This window comes from Bradyrhizobium brasilense (genome assembly GCF_029714345.1).
GTDB lineage: Bacteria > Pseudomonadota > Alphaproteobacteria > Rhizobiales > Xanthobacteraceae > Bradyrhizobium > Bradyrhizobium australafricanum.
The window spans coordinates 1,259,690-1,285,154 of sequence record NZ_CP121669.1 but is presented as its reverse complement, the minus strand read 5'-3'; the positions used below and the strand labels follow the sequence as shown (position 1 = coordinate 1,285,154).

At 65.4% G+C, this 25,465-nt stretch carries 26 protein-coding genes; 13 read left to right on the top strand and 13 right to left on the bottom strand.

All coding sequences use genetic code 11. The features are described from left to right. Window positions 1–8 precede the first annotated feature (8 nt). From lysA to argH, 3 genes are all read right to left on the bottom strand, one after another. Window positions 9–1,274 carry a diaminopimelate decarboxylase gene (gene lysA / locus QA635_RS05810; RefSeq protein WP_283067716.1) on the bottom strand — a complete coding sequence of 422 codons (1,266 nt, stop codon included), beginning with the start codon at window positions 1,272–1,274 and terminating at the stop codon, window positions 9–11. A 16-nt stretch (window positions 1,275–1,290) separates the two neighbouring features. Next, a complete protein-coding gene (gene lptM / locus QA635_RS05805; protein ID WP_018268957.1) occupies window positions 1,291–1,560 on the bottom strand; it encodes an LPS translocon maturation chaperone LptM in 270 nt (89 codons plus the stop codon). Between the two features lie 92 nt (window positions 1,561–1,652). Continuing rightward, on the bottom strand, window positions 1,653–3,050 hold the full coding sequence (gene argH / locus QA635_RS05800; RefSeq protein WP_283067714.1) for an argininosuccinate lyase: 1,398 nt from the start codon (window positions 3,048–3,050) through the stop codon (window positions 1,653–1,655). Window positions 3,051–3,176: 126 nt separating this feature from the next. On the opposite strand from argH, the gene tlpA reads away from it, so the two are divergent. Beyond that, complete coding sequence (gene tlpA / locus QA635_RS05795; RefSeq protein WP_225162776.1) at window positions 3,177–3,857, top strand: thiol:disulfide interchange protein TlpA; 681 nt, start codon at window positions 3,177–3,179, stop codon at window positions 3,855–3,857. On the opposite strand, the gene QA635_RS05790 is transcribed toward tlpA, so the two are convergent. Both QA635_RS05790 and QA635_RS05785 read right to left on the bottom strand, forming a co-directional pair. Then, a complete protein-coding gene (locus QA635_RS05790; RefSeq protein WP_069280209.1) occupies window positions 3,858–4,046 on the bottom strand; it encodes a putative motility protein in 189 nt (62 codons plus the stop codon). A gap of 121 nt (window positions 4,047–4,167) precedes the next feature. Beyond that, window positions 4,168–5,025, bottom strand: coding sequence for a LysR family transcriptional regulator (locus QA635_RS05785; RefSeq protein WP_283067709.1), 858 nt, complete (start codon window positions 5,023–5,025; stop codon window positions 4,168–4,170). Window positions 5,026–5,129: 104 nt separating this feature from the next. Here QA635_RS05785 and QA635_RS05780 point away from each other — a divergent pair, with 104 nt between their 5' ends. Genes QA635_RS05780 through QA635_RS05770 form a run of 3 tightly spaced genes read left to right on the top strand, consistent with a single transcriptional unit; the run spans window position 5,130 to window position 6,843 of the window. Further along, window positions 5,130–5,513 carry a tautomerase family protein gene (locus tag QA635_RS05780; RefSeq protein ID WP_283067707.1) on the top strand — a complete coding sequence of 128 codons (384 nt, stop codon included), beginning with the start codon at window positions 5,130–5,132 and terminating at the stop codon, window positions 5,511–5,513. Next, window positions 5,510–6,721, top strand: a complete 1,212-nt coding sequence (locus QA635_RS05775; protein WP_283067705.1) for a pyridoxal phosphate-dependent aminotransferase — start codon at window positions 5,510–5,512, stop codon at window positions 6,719–6,721. Before QA635_RS05780 ends, QA635_RS05775 begins: the two co-directional genes overlap by 4 nt. Then, window positions 6,718–6,843: a hypothetical protein gene (locus tag QA635_RS05770; RefSeq protein WP_256521270.1), complete on the top strand. Its 126-nt coding sequence runs from the start codon at window positions 6,718–6,720 to the stop codon at window positions 6,841–6,843. The genes QA635_RS05775 and QA635_RS05770 overlap by 4 nt, the downstream gene beginning before the upstream one ends. An 11-nt stretch (window positions 6,844–6,854) precedes the next feature. On the opposite strand, the gene QA635_RS05765 is transcribed toward QA635_RS05770, so the two are convergent. From QA635_RS05765 to QA635_RS05745, 5 genes are all read right to left on the bottom strand, one after another. Continuing rightward, the gene (locus QA635_RS05765; RefSeq protein ID WP_283067697.1) at window positions 6,855–7,736 is read right to left on the bottom strand and encodes a 3-hydroxybutyryl-CoA dehydrogenase; all 882 of its coding nucleotides are present in this window, start codon (window positions 7,734–7,736) and stop codon (window positions 6,855–6,857) included. 248 nt (window positions 7,737–7,984) lie between these two features. After that, window positions 7,985–8,935, bottom strand: a complete 951-nt coding sequence (locus QA635_RS05760) for an electron transfer flavoprotein subunit alpha/FixB family protein (protein ID WP_057017750.1) — start codon at window positions 8,933–8,935, stop codon at window positions 7,985–7,987. Then, the gene (locus QA635_RS05755) at window positions 8,935–9,684 is read right to left on the bottom strand and encodes an electron transfer flavoprotein subunit beta/FixA family protein (protein WP_016845285.1); all 750 of its coding nucleotides are present in this window, start codon (window positions 9,682–9,684) and stop codon (window positions 8,935–8,937) included. The genes QA635_RS05760 and QA635_RS05755 overlap by 1 nt, the downstream gene beginning before the upstream one ends. A 117-nt stretch (window positions 9,685–9,801) precedes the next feature. Then, window positions 9,802–10,374, bottom strand: a complete 573-nt coding sequence (locus QA635_RS05750; RefSeq protein ID WP_283067693.1) for a cob(I)yrinic acid a,c-diamide adenosyltransferase — start codon at window positions 10,372–10,374, stop codon at window positions 9,802–9,804. 79 nt (window positions 10,375–10,453) lie between these two features. After that, window positions 10,454–10,648 (bottom strand): twin transmembrane helix small protein, encoded by a 195-nt coding sequence (locus QA635_RS05745; RefSeq protein ID WP_028340366.1) that lies wholly within the window; start codon window positions 10,646–10,648, stop codon window positions 10,454–10,456. Window positions 10,649–10,814: 166 nt separating this feature from the next. Here QA635_RS05745 and QA635_RS05740 point away from each other — a divergent pair, with 166 nt between their 5' ends. Continuing rightward, on the top strand, window positions 10,815–11,675 hold the full coding sequence (locus tag QA635_RS05740; protein WP_370143883.1) for a YihY/virulence factor BrkB family protein: 861 nt from the start codon (window positions 10,815–10,817) through the stop codon (window positions 11,673–11,675). Here QA635_RS05740 and QA635_RS05735 read toward each other — a convergent pair. Together QA635_RS05735 and gluQRS are read right to left on the bottom strand one after the other, a co-directional pair. Then, window positions 11,602–12,933, bottom strand: coding sequence for an ATP-binding protein (locus tag QA635_RS05735; protein ID WP_283067689.1), 1,332 nt, complete (start codon window positions 12,931–12,933; stop codon window positions 11,602–11,604). The two genes, QA635_RS05740 and QA635_RS05735, sit on opposite strands and share 74 nt — an antisense overlap. A gap of 127 nt (window positions 12,934–13,060) precedes the next feature. Further along, a complete protein-coding gene (gene gluQRS, locus QA635_RS05730; protein WP_283067687.1) occupies window positions 13,061–13,930 on the bottom strand; it encodes a tRNA glutamyl-Q(34) synthetase GluQRS in 870 nt (289 codons plus the stop codon). A gap of 133 nt (window positions 13,931–14,063) precedes the next feature. Here gluQRS and QA635_RS05725 point away from each other — a divergent pair, with 133 nt between their 5' ends. Together QA635_RS05725 and QA635_RS05720 are read left to right on the top strand one after the other, a co-directional pair. Then, a complete protein-coding gene (locus QA635_RS05725) occupies window positions 14,064–14,717 on the top strand; it encodes a DNA-3-methyladenine glycosylase family protein (protein WP_028333626.1) in 654 nt (217 codons plus the stop codon). A gap of 166 nt (window positions 14,718–14,883) precedes the next feature. Next, window positions 14,884–16,446: a glycoside hydrolase family 17 protein gene (locus QA635_RS05720; RefSeq protein WP_283071480.1), complete on the top strand. Its 1,563-nt coding sequence runs from the start codon at window positions 14,884–14,886 to the stop codon at window positions 16,444–16,446. A gap of 9 nt (window positions 16,447–16,455) precedes the next feature. On the opposite strand, the gene QA635_RS05715 is transcribed toward QA635_RS05720, so the two are convergent. After that, complete coding sequence (locus tag QA635_RS05715) at window positions 16,456–17,343, bottom strand: LysR family transcriptional regulator (RefSeq protein ID WP_283067685.1); 888 nt, start codon at window positions 17,341–17,343, stop codon at window positions 16,456–16,458. 179 nt (window positions 17,344–17,522) lie between these two features. Between QA635_RS05715 and QA635_RS05710 the strand changes: the two genes are divergently transcribed. From QA635_RS05710 to QA635_RS05685, 6 genes are all read left to right on the top strand, one after another. After that, window positions 17,523–18,494, top strand: coding sequence for an NAD(P)H-dependent flavin oxidoreductase (locus QA635_RS05710; RefSeq protein ID WP_283067683.1), 972 nt, complete (start codon window positions 17,523–17,525; stop codon window positions 18,492–18,494). Window positions 18,495–18,523: 29 nt separating this feature from the next. After that, window positions 18,524–19,714, top strand: coding sequence for an ABC transporter substrate-binding protein (locus tag QA635_RS05705; protein WP_283067681.1), 1,191 nt, complete (start codon window positions 18,524–18,526; stop codon window positions 19,712–19,714). Between the two features lie 15 nt (window positions 19,715–19,729). Then, window positions 19,730–21,247, top strand: a complete 1,518-nt coding sequence (locus QA635_RS05700; RefSeq protein WP_283067679.1) for an acyl-CoA synthetase — start codon at window positions 19,730–19,732, stop codon at window positions 21,245–21,247. Between the two features lie 104 nt (window positions 21,248–21,351). Beyond that, window positions 21,352–22,437: a DUF2855 family protein gene (locus QA635_RS05695; protein WP_283067677.1), complete on the top strand. Its 1,086-nt coding sequence runs from the start codon at window positions 21,352–21,354 to the stop codon at window positions 22,435–22,437. A gap of 111 nt (window positions 22,438–22,548) precedes the next feature. Beyond that, the gene (locus tag QA635_RS05690; RefSeq protein WP_283067676.1) at window positions 22,549–24,336 is read left to right on the top strand and encodes a flavin-containing monooxygenase; all 1,788 of its coding nucleotides are present in this window, start codon (window positions 22,549–22,551) and stop codon (window positions 24,334–24,336) included. 106 nt (window positions 24,337–24,442) lie between these two features. Further along, the gene (locus QA635_RS05685) at window positions 24,443–25,420 is read left to right on the top strand and encodes a peptidyl-alpha-hydroxyglycine alpha-amidating lyase family protein (protein WP_283067674.1); all 978 of its coding nucleotides are present in this window, start codon (window positions 24,443–24,445) and stop codon (window positions 25,418–25,420) included. The last annotated feature ends 45 nt before the right edge of the window (window positions 25,421–25,465 follow it).

Here is a 25,465-nt window from a genome sequence, read left to right as displayed (position 1 = left end):
CTACAAGATCACAGCCACGGCGCCGGCCTGTCCATCGCGATCAGGGCGTCGACGTCGATGCGCGGGCGGACCACGGCGTACTGGTCGTCCTTGACCAGCACTTCGGGCACCAGAGGCCGCGTGTTGTAGGTGCCGGACTGCACCGCGCCGTAGGCGCCGGCGGTCATGATCGCCAGCAGATCGCCGGCCTTCGGCTGCGGCAGCGAGCGGTCGAGCGCGAGGTAATCGCCGGTCTCGCAGACCGGGCCGACTACATCCGCGACCATGGTCGGGGTGCCGGGCGCGGGCTGGCGCACCGGCAGAATGTCGTGATGCGCTTCATACAGCGTCGGCCGGATCAGATCGTTCATCGCGGCGTCGATGATGACGAAGTTCTTGGCATCGCCCGGCTTCACATGGATCACGCGGGCGACGAGGATGCCGGCATTGCCGACGATCATGCGGCCCGGCTCGAACATCAGCGTGCAGCCGAGATTGTGCGTGACGCGCTTGACCATCGCCGCATAGGCGTCCGGCGCCGGCGGCGCGGCGCGATCCATGTAGTAGGGGATGCCGAGGCCGCCGCCGAAATCGATATGCGAGATGTCGTGGCCGTCGGCGCGCAGCGTCTGCACGAATTCGGCGAGCAGCCGGAAAGCGACCTCCAGCGGGCCGAGATCGGTGATCTGGCTGCCGATATGCACGTCGGTACCGGTGACCTTGATGCCCGGCAGCTTTGCCGCGCGGGCATAGACCTCGCGGGCGCGCGCGATCGGAATGCCGAACTTGTTCTCGGACTTGCCGGTCGAGATCTTGGCATGGGTGCCGGCATCGACATCGGGATTGACCCGCACCGAGATGCGGGCCGTCTTTTTCATCTCGACCGCGAGACGCGACAGCATCTCGAGCTCCGGCTCGGACTCGATATTGATGCAGAGGATGTCGGTGGCAAGCGCGGCGCGCAGCTCGCCCTCGGTCTTGCCGACCCCGGAGAACACGATCTTCGACGGCGGAATCCCGGCCGCCAGCGCTCGCTTCAACTCGCCGCCGGACACCACGTCGGCGCCGGCGCCGAGCTTGGCCAGCGTGCGCAGCACCGACTGATTGGAGTTCGCCTTCATGGCGTAGCAGACCAGCGCCTTCTCACCGGCGAAGGCTTCGGTGAAGACGCGGTAGTGGCGCTCCAGCGTCGCGGTCGAATAGCAATAGAACGGCGTGCCGACGGCCTCCGCCAGCTCAATGAGATTGACCGCCTCGGCATGCAGCACGCCGTTGCGATAGTCGAAATGGTTCATGACACGCTTTTAAATACTAATTGCCGAGCAGCGGATCGAGGATGAAGGGCCGTTTATTGCCTCGCGGCGCGGCTGGCGCGGCCTCCGAACCATAGGTCGGATTGAACACGCTGGGCTGCGCTGCCCGCTCGCTCTCGGTGTCGCTCGGTGCCGCGCCCGGCGCGACGTTCGCGGTCGGCGGCAGGTCGAGCGGTCCCTTGCGGCCGCAGCCGCCGAGCGCCAGCGCTGATACGCCCAGCACAATGATGGCCCATCCCGAGGGGGTCAGGCGGTTCTTGCTAATCACGACGAATTCCCCAATTCGGGCGGCACCATACAAACATTGGCGTGCTCTGGCGAGAGGCGGAGCGCCATGAAATCACGGCCAAATTTTCCGGTTCAGCCCAATTTTCGCTCTTTTTCCAGCCGCTTGGCCCAGGCCTTGGCCTGCGCCATCACATTCTTCGGCGCCGTGCCGCCAAACGAGGTCCGGCTCTGCACCGAGGATTCGACGCTGAGCACTTTCAGCGCGTCGGCCGTGATCTTCGGCTCTACCTCCTGCATGGCCTTGAGCGGCAGCTCGTGCAGCGCCACACCCTGCTTCGAGGCCATGCCGACGATGCGCCCGGTAACGTGGTGGGCGTCACGGAACGGCATTTTCAGGGTGCGCACCAGCCAGTCGGCGAGGTCGGTGGCGGTGGCGTAGCCCTCGCCGGCGGCGGCCTTCATCCTGGCCTCGTCCGGCACCAAGTCCTCGACCATGCCGGTCATGGCGCGGATTGCCAGCGACAGCGCCTCGAAAGCCTCCATCGCGCCCTGCTTGTCCTCCTGCATGTCCTTTTGATAGGCGAGCGGCAGGCCCTTCATCACGATCAGGAGCGCGGTGAGCGCGCCGATCACGCGGCCGGTCTTGGCGCGGACCAACTCGGCCGCGTCCGGATTGCGCTTCTGCGGCATGATCGAGGAGCCGGTGGTGAACTTGTCGCTGAGCTTGACGAGGCCCACCAAGGGCGAGGTCCAGATCACGATCTCCTCGGCGAAGCGCGACATATGCACTGCGCAGATCGCGGCCGCCGACAGCGTCTCCAGCACGAAATCGCGGTCGGATACCGCGTCGAGCGAATTGGCCATCGGACGGTCGAAGCCAAGCGCCTTCGCGGTCGCGGCGCGGTCGATCGGAAACGAGGTGCCGGCGAGCGCGGCCGCTCCGAGCGGCGATTCGTTCAGCCGCTTGCGCGCGTCGGCGAAGCGGCCGCGGTCGCGGCCGACCATCTCGACATAGGCCAGGAGATGATGACCGAAGGTCACGGGCTGCGCGGTCTGCAGATGGGTGAAGCCCGGCATCACAGTGCCGGCATGCTCCAGCGCGCGGGCGACCAGCGCCTGCTGGAACGCGGCCAGCGCCGCATTGGTCTCATCGATGGTGTCACGGACATAGAGCCGGAAATCGGTCGCGACCTGGTCGTTGCGGGAGCGCGCGGTGTGCAGCCGGCCCGCCGCGGGCCCGATCAATTCGGACAGCCGCGACTCGACATTCATATGAATGTCCTCGAGCGCGCGCTTGAAATCGAAATCGCCCTTGCCGATCTCTGACAAAATCGTGTCTAGACCTTTGCCGATATTTTTCGCATCAGCGGACGTGATGATGCCCTGCGCGGCGAGCATCGCGGCGTGGGCCTTGGACGCGGCAATGTCCTGGGCATAAAGGTGACGATCGACGTCGATGGAGACGTTGATTTCCTCCATGATCGCGTCGGGACGTTCCGAGAACCGGCCGCCCCACATCTTGTTGCTCATGACATCTCGCTCACGAATTCGTATTTCAGCCTTGCGGTTTCATGGCCGGAGGCGGCGAAACAGCACCGCAGTTCCGATCGTATTCCCGGCACTGCTTAGCCACATCGACCCAGGATGACAAACGATATGCCCGAGACGACCCCATCCAATCCGACCGCCAGGCCGACCGCCAAGTGGCGTATCCCGCTGGTGATCGGCGCCGTGCTGGCCGGGGCCGTGATCGGCTATGTCGGGGTCTCCAGCCTCAAGCATCCCGCTGGCGGCGATATCGCCTGCAACAGCGCGGTGGCTCTTGCGAAGAAGATCGCCCCGCTTGCCCATGGCGAGGTCGCGGCGCTAACCATGGCGACCACCCCCTTGATGCTGCCCGACCTCACCTTCGAGGATGCCAACGGCCAGCCGAAGAAGCTCTCGGACTGGCGCGGCAAGACCGTGCTGGTCAATTTGTGGGCGACCTGGTGCGTGCCCTGCCGCAAGGAAATGCCGGCGCTCGACAGCCTGCAGACCAAGCTCGGCGGCAAGGATTTCGAGGTGGTCGCGATCAACATCGACACCCGCGACCCGGACAAGCCGAAAAACTTCCTGAAAGAGGCCAACCTGACCAATCTCGGCTATTTTTCGGATCAGAAAGCCAAGGTTTTTCAAGACCTTAAGAACATAGGCAAGGCGCTGGGCATGCCGACCTCGGTGCTGGTCGACGGCAAGGGCTGCGAAATCGCCAATATCGCCGGTCCCGCCGAATGGGCGAGCGACGACGCGATCAAGCTGGTGAAGGCCGCGCTGCAGCCAGCCGCAGCCGGGTTCTGATCAGGCGACGGCGTTGAGGTTGTCGCCGATGCCAGGCGACAAATTCGCGGTGGAGGGCGTGCCGAGCAGGGTCTGAACCGCGAACTTCTCGGCGTCGAGGTTCTGCTTGGTCACGCGGGTCGCGATCTCACCCTGCAGATTACCCTGCTGCATCGACAGGATGCTGGTGACCATGCTCATCATGTCCATACGCGGCACTCCCAAAACTGGGGTTTGAGGTAACGCGCGAAAGTTAATGCTTGGGTAATCGATGGCCGCGTCAGGCTGACGCATCGGCCTCGAAACTCCCGCTAGCGCGATGATCCGCGTCTCAGGCTGCGTTCGCCGCGAAGGCCGCGCCGAGGGTGCGCAGCGCCTGCCGTGTCCGCGCATCGGACAGTTTTGAGTGAAGCATGACGTCGCGAGACGGCAGTGGCGGCAGGCCAAGCTTTGGCCCGAGGTCGACGGTATCCGCGGGCGCGACGCGGCGCGCCAGCGCTGCGACCGCAAGGCCTGCGGAGATCGCAGCTCCGATCGTCGACAGCCCGCCGCCGACGAACGCCTCGGTCCAGGCGATACCGGCGACGTCGAGCGCTTCAACCGCCATGGCACGCACGCTGCACGGCTCGGCTTGTGTGGCGAGGCGCAACGGCTCGCCCGGCCGATGGTGAAAATAAGGCGCGGCCATCCAGCCGAAAGACTCTTCGAACAGCACGTCGCCATCGCGGCGCTTGGCGTCGTGGCGGAGCACGATCGCAGCATCGAGCTTGCCGTCGTCGAATGCGCTGAGCACCGAACGCGACGTGTCGACGTGCAGCTGGATCACCAGCCCGGGATCGGTGCTGTTCATCCGCTTCAAAAGCGAGGCGAGCTCCGATCCGACGATGTGGTGGCTGATGCCGACGACCAGCCGCCTATGCTCGACGGCAAACGAGCTGATCGCCGATTGATGCGCGGCCACCAGATTGCGCGCGGCGCCGAGGAAGGCGGCACCTTCAGCTGACAGCCGAACCAGCCGCGGCGTTCGCTCCAGCAACCGTCGGCCGAGGCCGTCTTCCAGACGCTTGATCTTCAGGCTGACCGCGGACTGCGTGGTCTCCATCGCCTGCGCCGCGCGCGTGAAGCTGCTGAGATCCGCCACCAGGACGAAGGCCTGGACTGCCTCGACGTCGAGTGCCTTCACGGTCATTAATTTAAGTATGAAATCATTGAAACGCTTTATCATACCGTTTTTCAATAAACAAGGAGCCCCTAGGATCGGCGGCCCGTGACGCCACCAGGAGAGCCACCATCATGCCGCTGACCCGCGTTTCATTGCGACGGGGCAAGCCCGCCGCCTACCGCAAGGCCGTTCTCGAAAGCCTTTATCGCGCCATGCGCGAGACCTTCGACGTGCCGGAAGGCGATCGTTTCATGACGATCTCCGAGCACGACGACGGCGATTTCATCTATGGCGCCGACTATCTCGGCATCAGGCGCGGCGCTGACCTGATCATCATCCAGATTACTGTCAGCAATACGCGCCCGGTGGCGCAGAAGCAGAAGCTCTATCGACGGATCGCCGAACGGCTGACCGAAAGCCCCGGCCTGCGCGCCGAGGACATCTTCATCAACCTGGTCGAGGTGCTCCCCGAGAACTGGTCGTTCGGCAACGGTGAGGCGCAGTACGTCCGATGACCGCTGCACCGACCCTCTCGCCGCGCATGAGCGACATCAAGGCATCGCCCGCATCGGTGCTGCGGCGCCGAGCCCGCGAACTGCGCGCCGCCGGGCGCGACATCATCGAGCTGTCGTCGGGCAATCTGGACTTCCCGACACCGGAGCATGTGATCGCGGCGGCGCATGACGCAGCATTGCGCGGCGAAACCCGTTACACCGATGTCGACGGCACGCCGGAGCTGAAGCGGGCGGTGCAGGCCGCGCTGCTGCGCGACCATCATCTCGACTATGGTCTGGACGAGATCGTCATCACCAACGGCTCGACGCAGGCGCTGTTCAACGCGCTGCTGGCGACCCTGGCGCCCGACGACGAGGTGATCATCCCCGCGCCGTATTGGGCGCCCTATCTCGATCAGGTGCGGCTGGCCGGCGCGGCGCCGGTGGTGGTGCTGTGTGCGCAGAACAACGGCTTCAAGCTGCGCGCGGAGGATTTGCAGGCGGCGATCTCGGCGCGAACCCGCTGGATCATCGTCAACAATCCGGTCAACCCATCCGGCGCGCTGTATTCGCGTGATGATCTGTCCGAGATCGCCACGGTCCTGCTACGGCATCCGGACATCTGGGTGCTGGCCGACGGGCTCTACGAACACATCGTGTTCAATGGCGCACCCGCGCCGACGCTTGCGGAAATCGAGCCGCGCCTGAAGCCGCGGACACTGACCGTCAGCGGCCTCGCCAAGACTTATGCAATGATGGGATGGCGCATCGGCTATGCCGCCGGACCCGCGGCGCTGATCCGCGAGATGATCACGATCCAGTCGCAGACCACGTCCGGCGCGTCGTCGATCAGCCAGGCCGCGGCGGTTGCCGCGCTCGACGGCGCGCAGGATGTGCTGCTTCCGCGCGCCGCCATCCTTCACGCCAAGCGTGACCGCTTTGCAGAACTCGTGAACGAATGCGCCGGGCTGTCCTGCACGCCGCCGGAAGGCACGTTCTATCTGCTGGTCGGCTGCGCCGGTGCGATCGGCAAGCGCGCGCCCGACGGCAGAGTGATCCGGACCGACCGCGATTTCTCGGCCTATCTGCTCGAGGCGGCCGATGTGGTGGTGTTTCCCGGCGAGGATCTCGGGCTGTCGCCCTATATCCGCCTCAGCTTCGCCAACCCGTCACAGACCATCGAGGAGGCCGCAAGACGGCTGAAGCGCGCCTGCGCGGCGCTGCAATGACGTCTCACGCGCAGAGCCAGCGCCTCGCACTGGCGGCGCATCTGCTCGGACTTGGAACGGGTGTGACGATGATTATCGGTCTGGTGCCCGCGGCGCTTGCGCTGCTGCGGGCACTGACCTGAAGAAGCGATGATTACCGCGTCGGGATCGGCTTGTCGCCGCGATAGTCGTAGAAGCCGCGCTGGCTCTTGCGTCCGAGCCAGCCGGCCTCGACATACTTCACCAGCAGCGGACACGGCCGGTACTTGGAGTCGGCCAGCCCCTCATGCAGCACCTGCATGATCGACAGGCAGGTGTCGAGGCCGATGAAATCGGCGAGCTCGAGCGGGCCCATCGGATGGTGCGCGCCGAGCTTCATCGCGGCATCGATCGCCTCGACGTTACCGACGCCTTCATACAGCGTGTAGATCGCCTCGTTGATCATCGGCAACAGGATGCGGTTGACGATGAAGGCGGGGAAATCTTCCGACACCGCGACCTGTTTGCCGAGCTTGGCGACGAACGACTTGGCGGTGTCGAAGGTCATGTCGTCGGTGGCGATGCCGCGGATCAACTCGACCAGTTCCATCGCCGGCACCGGATTCATGAAATGAATGCCGATGAATTTCTCCGGGCGGTCGGTCGAGGCGGCGAGCCTTGTGATCGAGATCGACGACGAGTTGGTCGCGACGATCGCCTCCGGCTTCAGCACCGCGCAGACCTCGTGGAAGATCTTGCGCTTGGTCTCTTCCTTCTCGATCGCGGTCTCGATCACGAGATCGCAATCGGCGAGCGCGTCGAGCGACTCGGCGGAGGCGATGCGGTCGAGCGCCTGCTTGCGCTCGCTCTCGCTGATCGCCTTCTTGGCGACCTGGCGGGTCAGATTGCCGTTGATGGTCGCCAGCGCCGACTTCAGCCGGTCGCCGGACACGTCGTTGAGCACCACGTCGAAGCCGGCCAGCGCCGCCACATGGGCAATGCCATTGCCCATCTGGCCCGAACCGATCACGCCGACCTTTTTGATTGCCACCGTCATCTTGTCATCCACCGGAACGGCGCGCACATCGCGCCTGCCCAATTCCAACGATACCCGAAGTAAAGCCTTCCGGGTTGCCCAATCCGCCGGAAAACGTTTCCCGGGACCATGATGTGATGACAGGTCATCACACCCGGGTCCCATTTTCCCCTGTCGAGCATGATCCTTTCGGAAAAACGTTTCCGGATCATTGCCTCGAAAATAATAACACCGGCCGGAGCTTACCCACCCGGCCGGTGTCTTGTCGCTTACTTTCCGAGCTTGCCGAGCGCTTCGGTGAGCTCCGGAACCGCCTGGTAGAGGTCGGCGACCAGGCCGTAATCGGCGACCTGGAAGATCGGCGCGTCCTCATCCTTGTTGATGGCGACGATCACCTTGGAGTCCTTCATGCCGGCCAGATGCTGGATCGCGCCGGAGATGCCGACCGCGACATAAAGTTCCGGGGCCACCACCTTGCCGGTCTGGCCAACCTGCCAGTCGTTCGGCGCATAGCCGGCATCGACCGCGGCGCGCGAGGCGCCGACGCCGGCCCCGAGCTTGTCAGCGAGCGGCTCGATATACTTGGCGAAGTTCTCGCGGCTCTGCATGGCGCGGCCGCCCGAGACGATGATCTTGGCCGAGGTCAGCTCGGGACGGTCGCTCTTGGCGACTTCCTCGCCGACGAACGTCGACAGGCCGGGATCGGCGGCCGCAGCGGCGTTATCGATCGCAGCGCTGCCGCCTTCGCCTGCGGCGGCGAAGGTCGAGGTGCGCACCGTAATCACCTTCTTGGCGTCCTTCGACTTCACGGTCTGGATCGCGTTGCCGGCATAGATCGGCCGCTCGAAGGTGTCGGGGGCGACGACCTTGATGATCTCGGAGACCTGCATGACGTCGAGCAAGGCCGCGACGCGCGGCATCACATTCTTGAAGCGCGAGGTCGCGGGCGCGACGAACGCGTCATAGCCGGGAGCCAGCGCGACGATCAGCGCAGCCAGCGGCTCGGCAAGGTCGTGCTCGTAGGCGGGGCCTTCGGCCACCAGCACCTTGGTGACGCCGGCAAGCTTGGCGGCTGCTTCCGCCGCCGCCTTGGTGCCCTGACCGCCACCGGCAACCAGCACATGGACATCGCCGCCGAGCTGGCTCGCCGCGGTCAGCGCCTTGTTGGTCGCGTCCTTCAGCGTCTCGTGGTCGTGTTCAGCAATCAACAGCGTCGTCATCAGAGAACCCCGGCTTCGGTCTTGAGCTTGTTCACGAGTTCGGCGACGTCCTTGACCTTGACGCCCGCCTTGCGGCCTGCCGGTTCCGCGGTCTTCAGCACTTCCAGACGCGGCGTCACATCGACGCCGTAGTCGGCGACGCTCTTGTCGTCGATCGGCTTCTTCTTCGCCTTCATGATGTTGGGCAGCGACGCATAGCGCGGCTCGTTGAGGCGGAGGTCGGTGGTGACGATCGCCGGGCCCTTGAGCTTGATGGTCTGCAGGCCGCCGTCGACTTCGCGGGTGACCTTGAAGTCGGATCCTTCGACTTCGAGCTTGGAAGCGAAGGTAGCCTGCGACCAGCCGAGCAGCGCAGCCAGCATCTGGCCGGTCTGGTTCGAGTCGTCGTCGATCGCCTGCTTGCCGAGAATGACGAGGCCGGGCTGCTCCGCTTCAACCACCGCCTTCAGGATCTTGGCAACCGCGAGCGGTTCGACATTGCCTTCGGCCTTGACCAGGATTCCGCGGTCGGCGCCCATCGCCAGTCCGGTGCGAATGGTCTCGGAGGCCTGCGCGGGTCCGATCGACACCACCACCACTTCGGTCGCCTTGCCGGCTTCCTTCAGCCGCAGCGCTTCCTCGACGGCGATTTCGTCGAACGGGTTCATCGACATCTTGACGTTGGCGAGTTCCACGCCCGTCCCGTCACTCTTGACGCGGACCTTGACGTTGTAGTCGACGACCCGCTTTACCGGCACAAGAACCTTCATCGATCCTCTTTCGCTTTGATTTTATGGGTTTCGGTTGGCTGGCGCGGAACCTAAAGGTCCCGTTTCTCCCGGTCAACGCGCCAAAGCCAAAAAACCGTCCCCCGGTTTTGAACCAGTTTAGCGGTTCTGGCCCGGCACCCACAACACGTCTCCCGCTCCTTTATTGTTCTGGAAGCGGCTGGCAACGAATAGGAAATCCGACAGGCGGTTCATATACTGGATGCCAGCCTGATTGACCGGCTCATCGGGTTGGGCGGCGAGTTCCACCATCAACCGTTCCGCGCGGCGACATATCGTCCGGGCGAGATGCAGATAGGCAGAAGCAGGCGCGCCGCCGGGCAGCACGAACGAGGTCAGCGGTGCGAGCTGGTCGTTCAGGCTGTCGATATCGCGCTCGAGCCGCTCGACCTGGCTTGCCAGCATCCGCAGACGTTCGGCCTTGCCCTCGCGTTCGGGCACCGCGAGGTCGGCGCCGAGATCGAACAGATCATTCTGGATCCGGCCCAGCATCGCATCGACCGCGGGGCTGCCGGCAAGATGCAGCCGCACCACGCCGATCGCGGCATTGGTCTCGTCGACCGTGCCATAGGCGGCAATGCGCAGATCGTATTTCGGCCGCCGCTCGCCGGACCCGAGCGCGGTGGTGCCGTCATCGCCGGTGCGCGTGTAGATCCGATTGAGAACAACCATGGCAGGCTCCGGTGTTCGATGTTCGAGTCCACCCCTCCGATCGGGAGAGGTGGAGAATAGCCCGACAAATCTACCTCACCTAGCGCCCCATCGCCCAGACCGCGAGCATTGCGATGACGATGGCGACGAACTGCAGCAGCACGCGCAGCCGCATCAGCTTCTGCGACGTGTTCGGCGAGCCGCCCTTCATCATATTGATGAGGCCGAGCAGGAGCACCAGCGCGACGGCGCCGACGGCGATGGGAAGAATGATCGTGCTGAGGAGAGATGTCATTTGCGGTACATAACACCGCAGGACGCGGACTTCCACACAGCCCGGCCATGCAACCAACTGGCTTTTCAGCGCGTAATATCAGATGCTGGGTCGGTTCTCGGGCCGAGCGGTTTTCGACAATGCCGGGTGGAATGTGAAGCAGCTTCGTTACGTCACCCACGTCGTGATGGATGCCTTTTACACGTTCCTCGCCGACGACGGCTGGGCGATCGCGAGCCACATCGCGCTGTCGACGCTGATGGCGCTGTTTCCGTTCCTGATCGTGCTGACCTCGGTGGCCGGCTTCTTCGGCTCCAAGCAACTCGCCGACCAGGCGGTCGGGCTGATGCTGCAGGTCTGGCCGCAGCAGGTCGCCGAGGCGCTGTCCGGCCAGATCCACGACGTGCTGACCAACACCCGCGGCGATATCCTGACCATCGGCGCGGTGCTCGCGGTCTACTTCGCCTCCAACGGCGTCGAGGCGCTGCGGGTGGCGCTGAACCGCGCCTATGCCGTGATCGAGCCGCGGCGCTGGTACTGGCTGCGGCTGGAGTCGATCGGCTACACGCTGGTCGCGGCGTTCACCTCGCTCGCGATGGCTTTCCTGATCGTGCTCGGACCGCTGATCATCGAGGCGGCGCGGCGCTATATCCCGTTCTTCGTCGAATCGAACGAGAGCCTGCTCAACACCGCCCGTTACGGCGTCACGATCCTGGCGCTGGTCGTCGCGCTTTTCATCCTGCACGCCTGGCTGCCGGCGGGCCGTCGCAGCTTCACGCAAATCCTGCCTGGCATCATCTTCACCATGGTGGCCTCGCTGCTCTCGGGCATCGGCTTCGGCATGTACCTCGCGCGCTTCGCCAACAACTACGTCACGATGTATGCGGGGCTGGCCTCGGTGGTGATCGCACTGGTGTTCCTGTATTTCATCGCCGCGATCTTCGTGTTCGGCGGCGAGTTGAACGCGGCGATCATCAAGTCGCGGTTGCCGCACGGCGTGTCGCTTCATGCAGCGCAGTCGCGAGCGCCCGCGGGGACACAGGCTTGACCAGGAAGCCGTCTGCGCCGGCAGCGCGCGCAGCGGCTTCGTCCTCGGCCCGGCCGGAAATCCCGACAATCATGATGCGACCGTGCGGCGGCGGCAGCGCGCGGATGCGCTTGATCGCCTCGATGCCGCCGATGCCGGGCAGCACCATGTCCATCAGCACGGCGTCGAAGGCGCCCTGCACGAGCCGGTCGGGCGCGGCCTCGCCCTGACCGACGAATTCGGCGTGGTGGCCGAGCTCGGTCAGGATCGTGTTGAGCACGACGCGGCCGAACGGATTGTCCTCGACACTGAGCAGCCGCAGCCCTTGCGACAGCAGCGCCGCCGCGCTCTCGCCGGAGGCGGTGCCGGCCAGCCCTTCGGCGGGCGCCAGCTCCACCTTGAGCGTGAAGGTGGTGCCCCCGCCGGCGCGCCGGTCCGCGACGATGTCACCGCCCATGGCGCGCGCGAGCTGCCTGACGGACGACAGGCCGAGCCCGGCGCCGCCGAACCGCGCGGCGATCGAGACGTTGGCCTGCGAGAACGGCCGGAACAGGCGCTTGACCTCCGATAGCGTCAGGCCGATGCCGCTGTCGGAGATCGCGAACGCGACACCGATCTTGTCGCCCGACCTTGCCTTGGCCGCGCCCACCGGCGCGATACGCAGCTCGATGCTGCCCTGCTCGGTGAACTTCACCGCGTTGTCGATCAGATTTTCCAGCGCTGCGCGCAGGCGGACGGGATCGCCGACCGCGAAGGCAGGCAGCTGGTCCGAGACCTCGACGGAAGCTTGCAGCCCCTTGGCTGCCGCGCGGCCGGCCAGCGAATCGGCTGCGTGGCGCGCCAGCGTGCGCAGGTCGAAGAAATCCTGCCGGATCTCGAGCCCCGGCCCCTCGCTCCGGGCGGCGTCGACGAACAGGGTCGCAAGGCTCGCCAGATGCTCGGCGCCGGCCTTGATGGTATCGACCCAGCGCCGCTCGCGCTCGCCGAGATCGGATGTCGCGAGCAGATTGCTGATCGCGAGGATTCCGGTGAGCGGCGTCCGCACCTCATGGGCAAAGGCGGCAAGTGCAGTATCGACCATGCCGGGACCGGCCTTCGGGGCCGGCTTTGGCCCGGCCCGCTTGCGGCGCGGCCTGGCGGCCACCTTGGCGGCGCGGGCCTTGGCCGTTCGTGTCTTGGCAGTCGATGTCTTGGCAGCACCCGTTTTGGCGGCGCGTGTCTTCGGCGGCGTCCCTTTGGATGGCCGCTTGCTGCGCCGTGCGCGCGATTTTGACGCCATGGTCTCCGTGATCCCCGCCCCGGTCAACAACATGGCATGCCAGGCGGGCCGGAGTCACGGCGACGTTTACGGCGCGCCCGCGCAAAACGCCATGATGCGATCAAATGGCCAAAATCTACTGCAAGATCTACGGCAAGCCGACCCAGCGGCGGATATCGGCCGGGCTCGCCCCAGCCGCCCGCAATTCGCGCAGTCCGGTCGCCTGGGTCGATTTCGACAGCTTTTGGCCGGCCGCGTTTCGGATCAGCCGGTGGTGCCGGTAGTTTGGCACGGGCAGGCCGAGCAGTTCCTGCAACAGCCGATGCACGCTGGTCGACCAGAACAGGTCAACGCCCCTGACGACATCGGTAACGCCCTGCAGGGTGTCATCGATCACGACCGAGAGATGGTAGCTGGTTGGGGTCTCCTTGCGCGCTAGGATCACGTCGCCCCAGGCCTCAGGCCGGGCCACGACGTCTCCGCTCTCGCCAGCCGGCCCCTCGCCCGCTTCCTGCCAGCGCAGCTCGCCGGCGTGCGCGCGGGCTGAGGCCATGTCGAGCCGCAACGCGAACGGCACGCCCTGCCCGATCAGCCGGTCGCGCGCCTCGGCCGACAGCGATTTGGCTAGCCCCGGATAAAGCGGCGCGCCGTCCGGATCGCGCGGCCACGCGCCGCTGGCCTCGCGCTCCGCGACCAGCCGCGCGATCTCGGCCCGGCTTTCGAAGCTCGGGTAGACCAGCGGCTGGGCCGACAGGCGGTCGAGCGCCGCGCCATAGGCGCCGAAATGCTCGGACTGCCGCCGCACCGGGGTCTCCCAGGCGATGCCGAGCCAGGCCAGATCCTCATAAATCGCCTGCTCGAATTCCGGCCGGCAGCGCGTCGCGTCGATGTCCTCGATCCGCAGCAGCAGGCGTCCGCCCGACTGCCGCGCGAGGTCGTGGTTGAGCAGCGCCGAATAGGCGTGGCCGAGATGCAGGTAGCCGTTCGGACTCGGCGCGAAGCGGAAAACGGGTGGCATGGTGATCGGTCACGCGTCATTGCCGGACTTGCCCCGGCGACTCTGGTTCATGCGCCCGGACAAGACTCTGTTACGATAGGAGATCGATGCGCGGGTCAAGCCCGCGCCTGACAAGCCGATGCAGACCCCGCAAATGCTGATTCACCTCGAAACCCAGGCCGACCTCGACGACGCGATCCACAAACTGGTCGACCAGGACCGCCGCCTGCGCCCGATCCTGGAGCTGACCGGCATGCCGGCGATCCGGCAGCGCGAGCCCGGATTTGCCGGGCTTGCCGCGATCATCTGCGGCCAGCAGCTCTCGACCGCGAGTGCGGCGGCGATCTGGGGGCGCGTCAGCACGGCGTTCGACCCGTTCCACCATGACGCGATCCGCAAGGCGCGGGCCGACCGGCTCGGCCGGCTCGGGCTGTCGGCGGCCAAGATCAAGACGCTGAAGCACATCGCGCGCGAGCTCGCCGAGGAGCGGCTGAACCTCGACGTCCTTGCCAATGAGGAGGCCGATGCGGCGCACAACACGCTGACCGCGCTACCCGGAATCGGCCCGTGGACCGCCGATGTCTATCTGCTGTTCTGCCTCGGCCATGGCGATGCCTGGCCCGCGGGCGACCTCGCCGTACAGGAAGCGGTCAAGGTCGGGCTCGGCTTGAAGGAGCGGCCGACGCCGAAGCAGATGGCGCCGCTTGCGGAGCCGTGGCGTCCGCTGCGCGGCGCCGCAGCGCATCTGTGGTGGGCATATTATCGCGTGCTCAGAAATCGCGAGGGCGTGATCGCCGGTGCAAAGTAGTCGTGGAGAAAAACACACCAACTGCGTGATCGCGTGATATAGAATCAGCAGACATATAGTTTTTCAATTTGCCGGCCTCGCCCATTTTGCACGCGCAGCACGTCCTTATTGCAAGGAGACGGACCTGATTTCTCTCCGTATCCCGCTGACGCTTCTCTCGTTATCCCTGGGCGCGATCGCCGCGGCGTGGTGGTGGCTCGGCATCCCGGTCAACCTGCCGCGGGCGCCGATCGATCCGAACGACAAGGTGCAATGCATCTCGTACGCGCCGTTCCGTAACAATCAGACATCGCTTTCGCCGGCGACGCAGGTCTCGCCGGAACAGATCGCGGAAGACCTCGCGCAACTCGCGAAGATATCCGACTGCATCCGCACCTATGCGACCGATCTTGGTCTCGATCAGATTCCCGCACTCGCGGCCAAGGCGGGGCTGAAGGTCATCCAGGGCATCTTCCTCGATCGGGACCGCAAGAAGAATGCAACGCAGGTCGCCACCGCGATCCGCCTCGCCCAGGAATATCCGGAAACCATCATCGCGCTCGTGGTCGGCAACGAGGTCTTGCTGCGCAAGGAAATGTCGGCTTCCGACCTTGCCGCCACGATCCGCTCGATCAAGGCGCAGGTCTCCGTGCCCGTCACTTACGCCGACGTCTGGGAATTCTGGCTGAGCAATCGCGAGCTTTCCGACGCCGTCGACTTCGTCACGGTTCACATCCTGCCGTATTGGGAAAATGTTCCAATCCGGGCGGAAGATGCCGCTGCTCATGCCGACGAGATGCGCCGGCAGATCGCAGCGGCTTTTCCAGGCAAGGAAATCTTTATCGGGGAAATCGGTTGGCCGAGCGAGGGGCGCATGCGCGAGTCCGCGCTGCCGTCCCGCATCAATCAGGCGCGAGTGGTTTCGGAGGTCCTCGATCTTGCCCGGCGCGAGCATTTCCGCGTCAACCTGTTCGAGGCCTATGATGAAGGATGGAAGCGGGAGATCGAGGGCACGGTCGGCGGCTCCTGGGGCCTGTTCGATTCCGAGCAGCGCATGCCGAAATATCCGCCGGGCCAGCCGGTCAGCAATTTTCCGCTCTGGAAGCTGCAAATGGTCAGCGGATTGGCGCTGGCGATCCTGGTATTCGGCGCGGCATGGCTGACCTTGCGCCGCAAGCCGAGAAAGCCCGCATTCGCGTCATGGCTTGCGGTCGCGCTATCGGCGACCACGGCTGGAATCCTGTTTGGCGTCGCCGAGCAAAGATTGGTCTATGAAAGCTACGGAACGGGAGGCTGGCTGGTCTGGGGCTCGCTGCTGGTGGCGGCCACGGCTTCGCCCGTGTTGAGCGCCAACGCCCTGATGTCGGGCCGCGCACCGCCCAGCTTTTTCGAAGTGTTGGGTCCGAAGGGCCATCACACTGAATCGGTGCTGGCGACCCTGCACGGACTGGCCTTGATGATCACCGTCGTGATCGGCACGGCGACCGCAATCGGCCTCGTGTTCGACCCGCGCTTCATTGACTTTCCCTTCGCGCCTCTCACCATGGCGGCGGTGCCCTTTGCTGCCGTGACGCTGCTCAATCCTCCCACGAAGGGAATCCGACCACTGGCGGAGTCGATCTTTGCCGGCATTTTCATTGCAACGGCGATCTACACAGGATTCAACGAAGGGGCGGAGAACTGGCAGTCGCTGTGGACCTGCGCGGCCTTCCTTCTGCTCGCAGTGACGCTGTTGCGGGCGCGTGCCTGACAACGCGCTCTAGCCGCGCAGCCTGACGCGATCCTCGCGCGCGCAGTCGGTGACGAAGCCGATGACGGCGCGCACCGCGGGAAGTTCGACCAGATCGGGATGGGCGAGCAGCCAGAGATCGGAGAGGCTCGAGAGCTTTTGCGGCGCGACCCGCACCAGATCGGGGTAGTCGGCCCCGACCAGGCAGGACAGCACGCAAATCCCGAGCCCGGCCCGCGCCGCCGCGAGCATGTCGCCCTGCGATGAACAGCGCATCACCAGCGTGCCCTGCCGGGTGATGACGTCGCTCCAGCGCGCCAGATGCGCGTTCGAGGCCTGGTCGGCAAAGCCGATCACATGGTGGCCCCGCCACTCGTCCCGCCGCTCCGGCAGCTTGCGCCCTGCCGCATAGTCACGGGAAGCGTAGAAGCCGGTGCCGAGCCGCCCGATCTTGCGCCCGATCAGGTTCTCCTCGCCCGCATCGACCGGCCGTAGCACCACGTCGGCCTCGCGGCGGCGCACGCTGGCCGGGAACGGATGGGTGATGATCTCGAGCTGGATGTTGGCGTGATCGCGCAGGAACGGGCCGAGGCGCGGCATCAGCCAGTGCGCGGCCAGCGTCGCGCCTATCGACAGCTTCACGACGCCGCGCGCCTGCTCGCCGGTGGCGGACGCGGCCGCCTCCGCGCGGAGCGCCGCCGCGGCCATCGCTTCGGCGTGCTCGCGGAATTTGCGGCCATGCGACGTCAGCGACAGGCCGTCATTGGAACGCGCGAACAGGCGGGTCCCGAGTTGCCGCTCGAGCGCCGCGACGTTGCGACCAACGGTGGGATGGCTGATGCGCAGCCGCCGTGCCGCCCCGGCAAGGCTGCGCGTCTCCGCCACCGCGACGAATGTCTTGCAAAGCTCCCAGTCCATGCCGCTCCCCTCCCTGCGACATCGTTCATTTCTGGTTGGTCCGATGTTCAATATTGAACGTCATGACCGGACCGTCCAGCCTTATATTGCCGCGCCAAGAGCGCCACCGCTCCAGCCATCACAATCGATCGCGATCCGCCCCGGCTGCCGGCCGGGCGACGCGCATGGAGGATCCGAAAATGACGCTGCCCGTTTCGCTCGCCAACAGGCTTGAACTGCCGGTCGTCGGCTCCCCGCTGTTCATCGTCTCGGGGCCCGAGCTCGTGATCGCGCAGTGCAAGGCCGGCATCGTCGGCTCATTCCCTGCGCTGAACGCCCGTCCGGCCGAAAAGCTCGACGAATGGCTGACCCAGATCGAGAACGAGCTCGGCGAGTACCAGGCGCTGCATCCGGAGAAGAAGGTCGCGCCCTACGCCGTCAACCAGATCTGCCACGCCTCCAACGACCGCCTGATGCGCGACATGGAAACCTGCGTGAAGCACAAGGTGCCCGTGATCATCACCTCGCTGCGCCCGCCGTCCGAAATCGTCGAGGCCGCGCACTCCTATGGCGGCGTGGTGTTCCACGACGTCATCAACGTGAAGCACGCGCGCAAGGCCGCCGAGCAGGGCGTCGACGGCCTGATCCTGGTCTGCGCCGGCGCAGGCGGCCATGCCGGCACGCTGTCGCCGTTCGCGCTGGTGCGCGAGGTCAAGCAATGGTTCAAGGGCACGATCCTGCTGTCGGGCGCGATCTCCGACGGCTGGAGCATCGCATCCGCGCTCGCGCTCGGCGCCGACCTCGCCTATATCGGCACCCGCTTCATCGCGACCGCGGAAGCCAACGCGGATATCAGGTACAAGCAGGCGCTGACCGAATACGCCGCGCACGACATCATCTATTCGAACCTGTTCACCGGCGTGCACGGCAACTATCTCGGACCGTCGATCGCGGCGGCAGGCCTCGATCCGGGCAACCTGCCGGTCGCCGACAAATCCAGCTTGAACTTCGGCTCCGGCGGCAACATGAAGGCCAAGGCTTGGCGCGACATCTGGGGCTCGGGCCAGGGCATCGGCCAGATCACCGACGCCCCGCCGGTCGCCGAACTGGTGGCGCGGCTCAAGTCCGAGTTCGCCGCGGCGCGCAGCGACTTCCTGCGCGCCAGCGCCTGACGCTGTTTCACAAAGTCCGGGAGCGAACCATGAAACGAGCGCAACACGCGCTGGCAGCCGCGTTGGCGGTCTGCGCGATCGCCAGCACGGCCGCCGCCGACAACGGCAGCGAAGCGATCCGGATCGGCCAGACGCTGCCCTATAGCGGACCGGTCTCCGGCTTCGGCACCATCGGCCGCGCCCAGGAAGCGTTTTTCGCGAAGGTCAACGCGGAGGGCGGCATCAACGGCCGGCAGGTGAAGTTCATCACGCTGGACGACGCCTATTCGCCGCCGAAGACCGTCGAGCAGACCCGCAAGCTGGTGGAGCAGGAGGAGGTGCTGATGATGTTCGGCTCGCTCGGAACCGCCACCAACAACGCCGTGCACCGCTATCTCAACAGCAAGAAGATCCCGCAATTGTTCGTGCTGAGCGGCGCGACCAAATGGGCCGACCCGAAGAATTATCCGTGGACCATGCCGGGCATGGCGTCCTACGAATCCGAGGGCGTGGTCTATGCGAAGTACGTGCTACAGGCCAAGCCTGACGCAAAGATCGCGATCCTTGCGCAGAACGACGATTTCGGCCGCGACTATGTCGCCGGCTTCAAGCGCGCGCTCGGCGGCAAGGCCGCGAGCATGATCGTCGCGGAAGCGAGCTACGAGACCTCGGCGCCAACCATCAGCTCGCAGCTCGCAACCCTGAAAGCGTCCGGTGCCGACGTGCTGTTCGGCGTCGTGCTCGGCAAGTTCACGCCGCAGATGATCAAGGGCGTCGCCGAGATCGGCTGGAAGCCGGACCTGTTCTTCGTACCGACCTCCGCGTCGTCGATCTCGTTCCTGGAGCCCGCCGGGCTCGAGAACGCGGTCGGCCTGATCTCGTCCAGCAACCAGAAGGACACGATGGACGCGCAATGGGCCGATGATCCCGCCGTGAAGGACTATCTTGCCTTCATGAAGCAGTACCTGCCCAATGCGGACCTCAGCAACTCGAACTACTCGGCGGGCTATCATTATGCGACGCTGCTGATGGCCGTGCTGAAGGCCTGCAAGAACGATTTCAGCCGCGAAAACATCATGCGCCAGGCGGCGTCATTGCGCGACGTTCCGCTGCCGCTATTGTTGCCGGGCATGACGGTGTCGACCGGGCCGGACGACTATCTGCCGTTCCAGCAGTTGCGGCTGCGCCGGTTCAACGGCAAGAGCTGGATCAGCTTCGGCGAGATCCTGGACGATCGCTAGGAGACGAGGCGCGACATGATCATCAGCGGCGACAGACAGATCAGCTACGGCGACATTCACACCCGCATCGCGCGGGCGGCCAGCGGCTTCCGGGCGCTTGGCGTGCAGGGCGGCAAACCGGTCGGCATGATGCTGCGCAACGATTTCGCGCTGTTCGAGGTGGTCGCAGCCTCGGCCGCGCTCGGCAGCCCGGTGGTACCGATCAACTGGCATCTGAAGGCCGACGAGGTCGCCTACATCCTGTCCGACAGCGGCGCCGACACGCTGGTCTGCCACGCCGATCTGCTGCCGCAGATCCGCGACGGCCTGCCGCCGGCAATCAAGCCGCTGGTGGTGACGACGCCGCCGGAGATCGCTGCGGCCTATGGCGTGGCGCCGGCGCTCACCCGCGTGCCCGACGGCACGACCGACTGGGACGTCTGGCGGGAGACGCACCAACCACTGACCGACGCACCGATCGGCGCGGCGCCGATGTTCTACACGTCGGGCACCACCGGACTGCCGAAGGGCGTCAAGCGCAAGCCGATGCGGCCCGAGCAGCAGGCGGCGGCCGCGCGGGTCGGCGCCATCACCTATGGCGTCAAGCCGAACGAGGATCAGGTGATCCTGATGAACGGCCCGATGTACCATTCGGCGCCGCACTCCTATGGAATGCTCGCGTTCCGCAACGGCTGCGTGATCGTGCTCGAGCCGCGCTTCGATCCGGAGGATCTGCTGCAACTGATCGAGCGCCACCATGTCACCCACATGCATATGGTGCCGACGATGTTCGTGCGGCTGCTGCGCCTGCCCGAGGAGACGCGGCGCCGCTACGACCTGTCGTCGCTGCGCTTCATCGTCCACGGCGCGGCGCCCTGCCCTGTCGACGTCAAGCGCGCGATGATCGAGTGGTGGGGACCGGTCATCAACGAATATCTCGGCTCGACCGAGACCGGCATCCCGGTCTGGCATTCGTCAGCCGAAGCGCTGGCCAAGCCCGGCACCGTCGGCCGCGCGATCGAAGGCGGCATCGTCAAGATCTTCCGGCCCGACGGGACGCCATGCGACGTCGGCGAGCCCGGCGAGATCTTCATGCGCCAGACCGCGACCTCGGATTTCGATTACCACGGCAACGCCAAGGCGCGCGCCGAGGCCGATCACGACGGCCTGATCAGCGTCGGCGATGTCGGCTATCTCGACGCGGACGGCTATCTGTTCCTGTGCGACCGCAAGCGCGACATGGTGATCTCGGGCGGCGTCAACATCTATCCCGCCGAGATCGAGAACGCCCTGATCGGCATGGCAGGCGTCCGCGACTGCGCGGTGTTCGGCGTCCCCGACGACGAGTACGGCGAGCGGCTGTTCGCCTGCGTCGAGCCGGAAGCCGACGCGCCCCTGTCGATCAGCGCGATCCAGGATTTTCTCCGCGGCAAGCTCGCCAACTTTAAGGTGCCCAAGGATATCCGCTTCATGGACGCGCTGCCGCGGGAGGCCACCGGCAAGATCTTCAAGCGCAAGCTGCGCGACCTCTACCGCGAAGGACAGCTCGGCTGAACGATCTGACGGCGAAGCGAACGGCGTTTGAAACTTAGTTGCTGTTGCAAACGGCCGGCAATCGACGCAACGATGCGCCTGCATCCTGAGCCCGGATCATCGCCATGAACTCGACCGACTTCATCGTCATCCGCAACGATCTGCAGCAGTGCAAGGTGATCGAGACGCCGTTGCCCGATGAAGCGGCGCTGCCGGCCGATGCGCTGCTGGTGAAGGTGACCCGCTTCGCCTTCACCGCCAACAACATCACCTACGCCGTGATCGGCGAGCAGCTGAAATACTGGCAGCTGTTCCCGGCGCCCGAAGGCTACGGCATCATCCCGGTGTGGGGCTTCGGCGAGGTGCTGGTATCGAAACATCCGATGATCGCAGCCGGCGAAATGCTGTTCGGCTATTTCCCGATGGCGACCCATCTGGTGATCGAGGCGACCGACGTCAGCAAGCGCGGCCTGCGCGACGGCGCCGCGCACCGGCAGGAGGTCTCGCCGGTCTACAACGCTTACGCCCGCGTCTCCGGCGATCCGACCTATGCGGGCCAGCAGGGCGACTTCCGCGCGCTGCTGCTGCCCTTGTTCATGCTGTCGTTCCTGGTCGACGACTTCCTGGCCGAGAATGCGTTCTACGGCGCACGCCGCGTCATCCTGTCATCGGCCTCGAGCAAGACCGCGTTCGGGCTAGCCCATCTCGTGCACAAACGGGGTATCCCGGTGATCGGGCTGACCTCCAGAGGCAATGTCGATTTCGTCAGCTCGCTCGGCTGCTACGACGAGGTCGTCACCTATGACCAGGTCACCGCGATCCCGTCGGCCGAACCTACAGCCTATGTCGACATGGCCGGCAACAGTGCGCTGCGCGAGGCCCTGCACCGGCACTTCGGCGCGCAGATGGTCTATTCCGGCCGGGTCGGGCTGACGCATCGCGCCAGCGAGCCGGAGGAACCCACGCTGCCCGGCGCCAAGCCGGTGTGGTTCTTCGCCCCGGACCAGATCCGCAAGCGCGCCAAGGAATGGGGACCGGGCGGCATCGACCAGCGTTTTGGCGCCGCCTGGGCCGAGCTCGTGCCGCATCTGCCGAATTGGCTTGACGTGGTTGAGCTGCGCGGCCCGGCCGCGGTGCGCGAGGCCTATCTCGATACCCTGCAGGGCCGCGTTCCGCCGGATCAAGGCCTGATCCTGTCGCTGGCCGAATAGGCGCTATCCCGTCGCGCCCTTTCTGCATGCCTTCGAATAGGTATAGGCTTTGCGCAAAGGGAACGCCGCCACGAAAATATCAGCAAGGCGGCCGATGGCGAGAAACGCTCAATGCTCGACAAGACGGACGATATTTCGGTCGCCGCCGACAATTGGCTCGTGCAGTTCGAAGATGCGCTGGCCAGCCCCGACGATGTGCTGCTGAAGCCACTGTTCCATCCCGACAGCTACTGGCGCGACGTGCTGGCGCTGAGCTGGAACATCCAGACCGTCAACCGGGCCTTCGCAATCATCGAGGAGCTGCCGGCGCATGCGCGTCACAGCGCGCCGCATGACTTCCGCATCGATGCCGATCGCGCCCCGCCCCGACGGGTGACGCGCGCTGGTACCCATGCGATCGAGGCGATCTTCAAATTCGAGACGGCGGTTGGCCGCGGCCACGGCATCGTGCGGCTGATCCCTGATGCCGCCGACGACGATCGCCTGAAGGCCTGGACCTTGCTGACGGCGCTCGAGGAGCTGAAGGGTTTTGAGGAGCAGCAGGGCCACACCAGGCCGCGCGGGAAGTCCTATTCGCGCGACTTCCGCGGCCCCAACTGGCTCGACCTGCGCAAGGCATCCGCCGAATATGCCGACCGCGACCCTGATGTGCTGGTGGTCGGCGGCGGACAGGCCGGGCTTGCGATCGCCGCGAGGCTGCAACAGCTCAAGATCGACGCGCTGATCGTCGACCGCGAAGCACGCGTCGGCGACAATTGGCGCAAGCGCTATCACGCGCTGACCCTGCACAACCAGGTACAGGTCAATCATTTGCCCTACATGCCATTCCCGCCGAACTGGCCGACCTATATCCCGAAGGACAAGCTCGCCAACTGGTTCGAAGCCTATGTCGACGCCATGGAGCTGAACTTCTGGACCGGCACGGAATTTGTCGGCGGCAGCTATGACGACGCAACGGGGCGTTGGACCGTCGAGCTGCGCCGCGCCGACGGCACGACACGGACAATGCAGCCGCGCCATGTCGTGATGGCGACCGGCGTCAGCGGCATTCCCAATCTGCCCGACGTCCCCGGCTTGAAGGATTTTGGCGGCAAGGTGATGCATTCCAGCCGCTACGAGGACGGCGAGAACTGGACCGGCAAGCGCGCGCTCGTGATCGGCACCGGCAACAGCGGCCACGACATCGCACAGGACCTGCATTCCTCGGGCGCCGAGGTCACGCTGGTACAGCGCTCCTCGACGCTGATCACCAATATCGAGCCGTCGGCGCAGCTGGCCTATGCCGCCTACAATGAAGGTACGCTCGAGGACAACGATTTGATCGCGACCTCGATGCCGCTCGCGCTCGCCAAACGCAGCCATGTGCTGATAACCGAGCAGTCGAAGCAGCTCGACAAGCCGCTGCTCGACGGCCTCGCGCGCAAGGGCTTCAAGCTCGATTTCGGCGATGGCGGCACCGGCTGGCAGTTCAAATACCTGACCCGCGGCGGCGGCTATTACTTCAATGTCGGCTGCTCCGATCTCGTCGCGAGCGGCGCGGTCGCCCTGCAGCAATTCACCGACATCGACACCTTGGTCAGCGAGGGCGCGCGGCTGAAGAACGGCGAGACGGTTGAGGCCGACCTGATCGTGCTCGCGACCGGCTACCGGCCGCAGGAAGAGCTGGTCAAGAAACTGTTCGGCGAGGCGATGGCCGCGCGCGTCGGCCCGATCTGGGGCTTTGGCGACGGCCAGGAGCTGCGCAACATGTACACCCGCACGCCGCAGCCCGGCCTGTGGTTCATCGCCGGCAGCCTCGCGCAATGCCGCATCAACTCGCGCTATCTCGCATTGCAGATCAAGGCGATCGAGGAAGGCCTGTTGCCGCGCGACGTCGGGCCAAGGGCGGATCTTTCGTAGAAACCTGCCGTCGTTCCGGGATGCGCGAAGCGCAGACCCGGAACCTCGAGATTCCGGGTTCGATGCTGCGCATCGCCCCGGAATGACGATCTTGGGGAGACATCTTATGCCAACCACCCTCGGCACCGGCGAACATCGCTATCGCGTGGTGGAGAACTTCGCAAAACTGCCCGACGGCTGGAGCCTGACCGATGTCGCCTCCGTCGCGGTCGACAGCAAGGACCGCGTCTACGTTTTCAACCGCGGCGACCATCCGATGGTGGTGCTCGACCGCGAGGGGAATTTTATGAAGAGCTGGGGCGAAGGCGTGTTCTCGCGCGCCCACGGCCTGCATATCGACGCCGACGACAATCTCTATTGCACCGATGACGGCGACCACACCGTGCGCAAATGCTCGACCGACGGCAAGGTGCTGCTGACGATCGGCATCCCGAACAGGCCGGCGCCGTTCATGTGCGGCGAGCCATTCCACCGCTGCACCCATACCGCGCTGTCGCCGAAGGGTGAGATCTATGTCTCCGATGGCTACGGCAATGCCTGCGTCCACAAATACACGCCGGATGGCAAGCTGATCAAAACCTGGGGCGAGCCCGGCACCGACCCCGGCCAGTTCAACATCGTGCACAACATCGCGACCGACGCCGACGGCTGGGTCTATGTCGCCGACCGCGAGAATCACCGCGTCCAGGTGTTCGACGGCAACGGCAAATACGAGACGCAATGGAACAATTTGCATCGGCCCTGCGCGCTGTGCTGCTGCGGCGGCGGCAAGCAGCCGAACTTCGTGATCGGCGAGCTCGGCCCCGGCATGGCGGTGAATCGCAAGGTGCCCAATCTCGGCCCGAGGCTGTCGATCGTGGATCACACCGGAAAGCGCATCGCGCGCCTCGGCGGCGAGCAAGGCCCCGGCGTCGAGACCGGAAAGTTCCTGGCGCCGCACGGCATCGCGCTGGATTCCCGCGGCGACATCTATGTCGGCGAGGTCGGCGTCACCGACTGGAAGACCAGCTTTCCGGACACCGAGATGCCGGCCGCGGTGCGCGTGACGCGATGCCTGCAGAAGCTGGAGCGGATTCGGACGTAGCGTCGAATAACCTAACTCCGTCACCCTGAGGAGCGCGCATCGCGC

Coding starts and splice junctions, on each gene's coding strand:
- lysA (WP_283067716.1), bottom strand. CDS start 1,274: ATGAACCATTTCGACTATCGCAACGGCGTGCTGCATGCCGAGGCGGTC.
- argH (WP_283067714.1), bottom strand. CDS start 3,050: ATGAGCAACAAGATGTGGGGCGGCCGGTTCTCGGAACGTCCCGACGCG.
- tlpA (WP_225162776.1), top strand. CDS start 3,177: ATGCCCGAGACGACCCCATCCAATCCGACCGCCAGGCCGACCGCCAAG.
- QA635_RS05790 (WP_069280209.1), bottom strand. CDS start 4,046: ATGGACATGATGAGCATGGTCACCAGCATCCTGTCGATGCAGCAGGGT.
- QA635_RS05785 (WP_283067709.1), bottom strand. CDS start 5,025: ATGACCGTGAAGGCACTCGACGTCGAGGCAGTCCAGGCCTTCGTCCTG.
- QA635_RS05780 (WP_283067707.1), top strand. CDS start 5,130: ATGCCGCTGACCCGCGTTTCATTGCGACGGGGCAAGCCCGCCGCCTAC.
- QA635_RS05775 (WP_283067705.1), top strand. CDS start 5,510: ATGACCGCTGCACCGACCCTCTCGCCGCGCATGAGCGACATCAAGGCA.
- QA635_RS05770 (WP_256521270.1), top strand. CDS start 6,718: ATGACGTCTCACGCGCAGAGCCAGCGCCTCGCACTGGCGGCGCATCTG.
- QA635_RS05765 (WP_283067697.1), bottom strand. CDS start 7,736: ATGACGGTGGCAATCAAAAAGGTCGGCGTGATCGGTTCGGGCCAGATG.
- QA635_RS05760 (WP_057017750.1), bottom strand. CDS start 8,935: ATGACGACGCTGTTGATTGCTGAACACGACCACGAGACGCTGAAGGAC.
- QA635_RS05755 (WP_016845285.1), bottom strand. CDS start 9,684: ATGAAGGTTCTTGTGCCGGTAAAGCGGGTCGTCGACTACAACGTCAAG.
- QA635_RS05750 (WP_283067693.1), bottom strand. CDS start 10,374: ATGGTTGTTCTCAATCGGATCTACACGCGCACCGGCGATGACGGCACC.
- QA635_RS05745 (WP_028340366.1), bottom strand. CDS start 10,648: ATGACATCTCTCCTCAGCACGATCATTCTTCCCATCGCCGTCGGCGCC.
- QA635_RS05740 (WP_370143883.1), top strand. CDS start 10,815: ATGGATGCCTTTTACACGTTCCTCGCCGACGACGGCTGGGCGATCGCG.
- QA635_RS05735 (WP_283067689.1), bottom strand. CDS start 12,933: ATGGCGTCAAAATCGCGCGCACGGCGCAGCAAGCGGCCATCCAAAGGG.
- gluQRS (WP_283067687.1), bottom strand. CDS start 13,930: ATGCCACCCGTTTTCCGCTTCGCGCCGAGTCCGAACGGCTACCTGCAT.
- QA635_RS05725 (WP_028333626.1), top strand. CDS start 14,064: ATGCTGATTCACCTCGAAACCCAGGCCGACCTCGACGACGCGATCCAC.
- QA635_RS05715 (WP_283067685.1), bottom strand. CDS start 17,343: ATGGACTGGGAGCTTTGCAAGACATTCGTCGCGGTGGCGGAGACGCGC.
- QA635_RS05710 (WP_283067683.1), top strand. CDS start 17,523: ATGACGCTGCCCGTTTCGCTCGCCAACAGGCTTGAACTGCCGGTCGTC.
- QA635_RS05705 (WP_283067681.1), top strand. CDS start 18,524: ATGAAACGAGCGCAACACGCGCTGGCAGCCGCGTTGGCGGTCTGCGCG.
- QA635_RS05700 (WP_283067679.1), top strand. CDS start 19,730: ATGATCATCAGCGGCGACAGACAGATCAGCTACGGCGACATTCACACC.
- QA635_RS05695 (WP_283067677.1), top strand. CDS start 21,352: ATGAACTCGACCGACTTCATCGTCATCCGCAACGATCTGCAGCAGTGC.
- QA635_RS05690 (WP_283067676.1), top strand. CDS start 22,549: ATGCTCGACAAGACGGACGATATTTCGGTCGCCGCCGACAATTGGCTC.
- QA635_RS05685 (WP_283067674.1), top strand. CDS start 24,443: ATGCCAACCACCCTCGGCACCGGCGAACATCGCTATCGCGTGGTGGAG.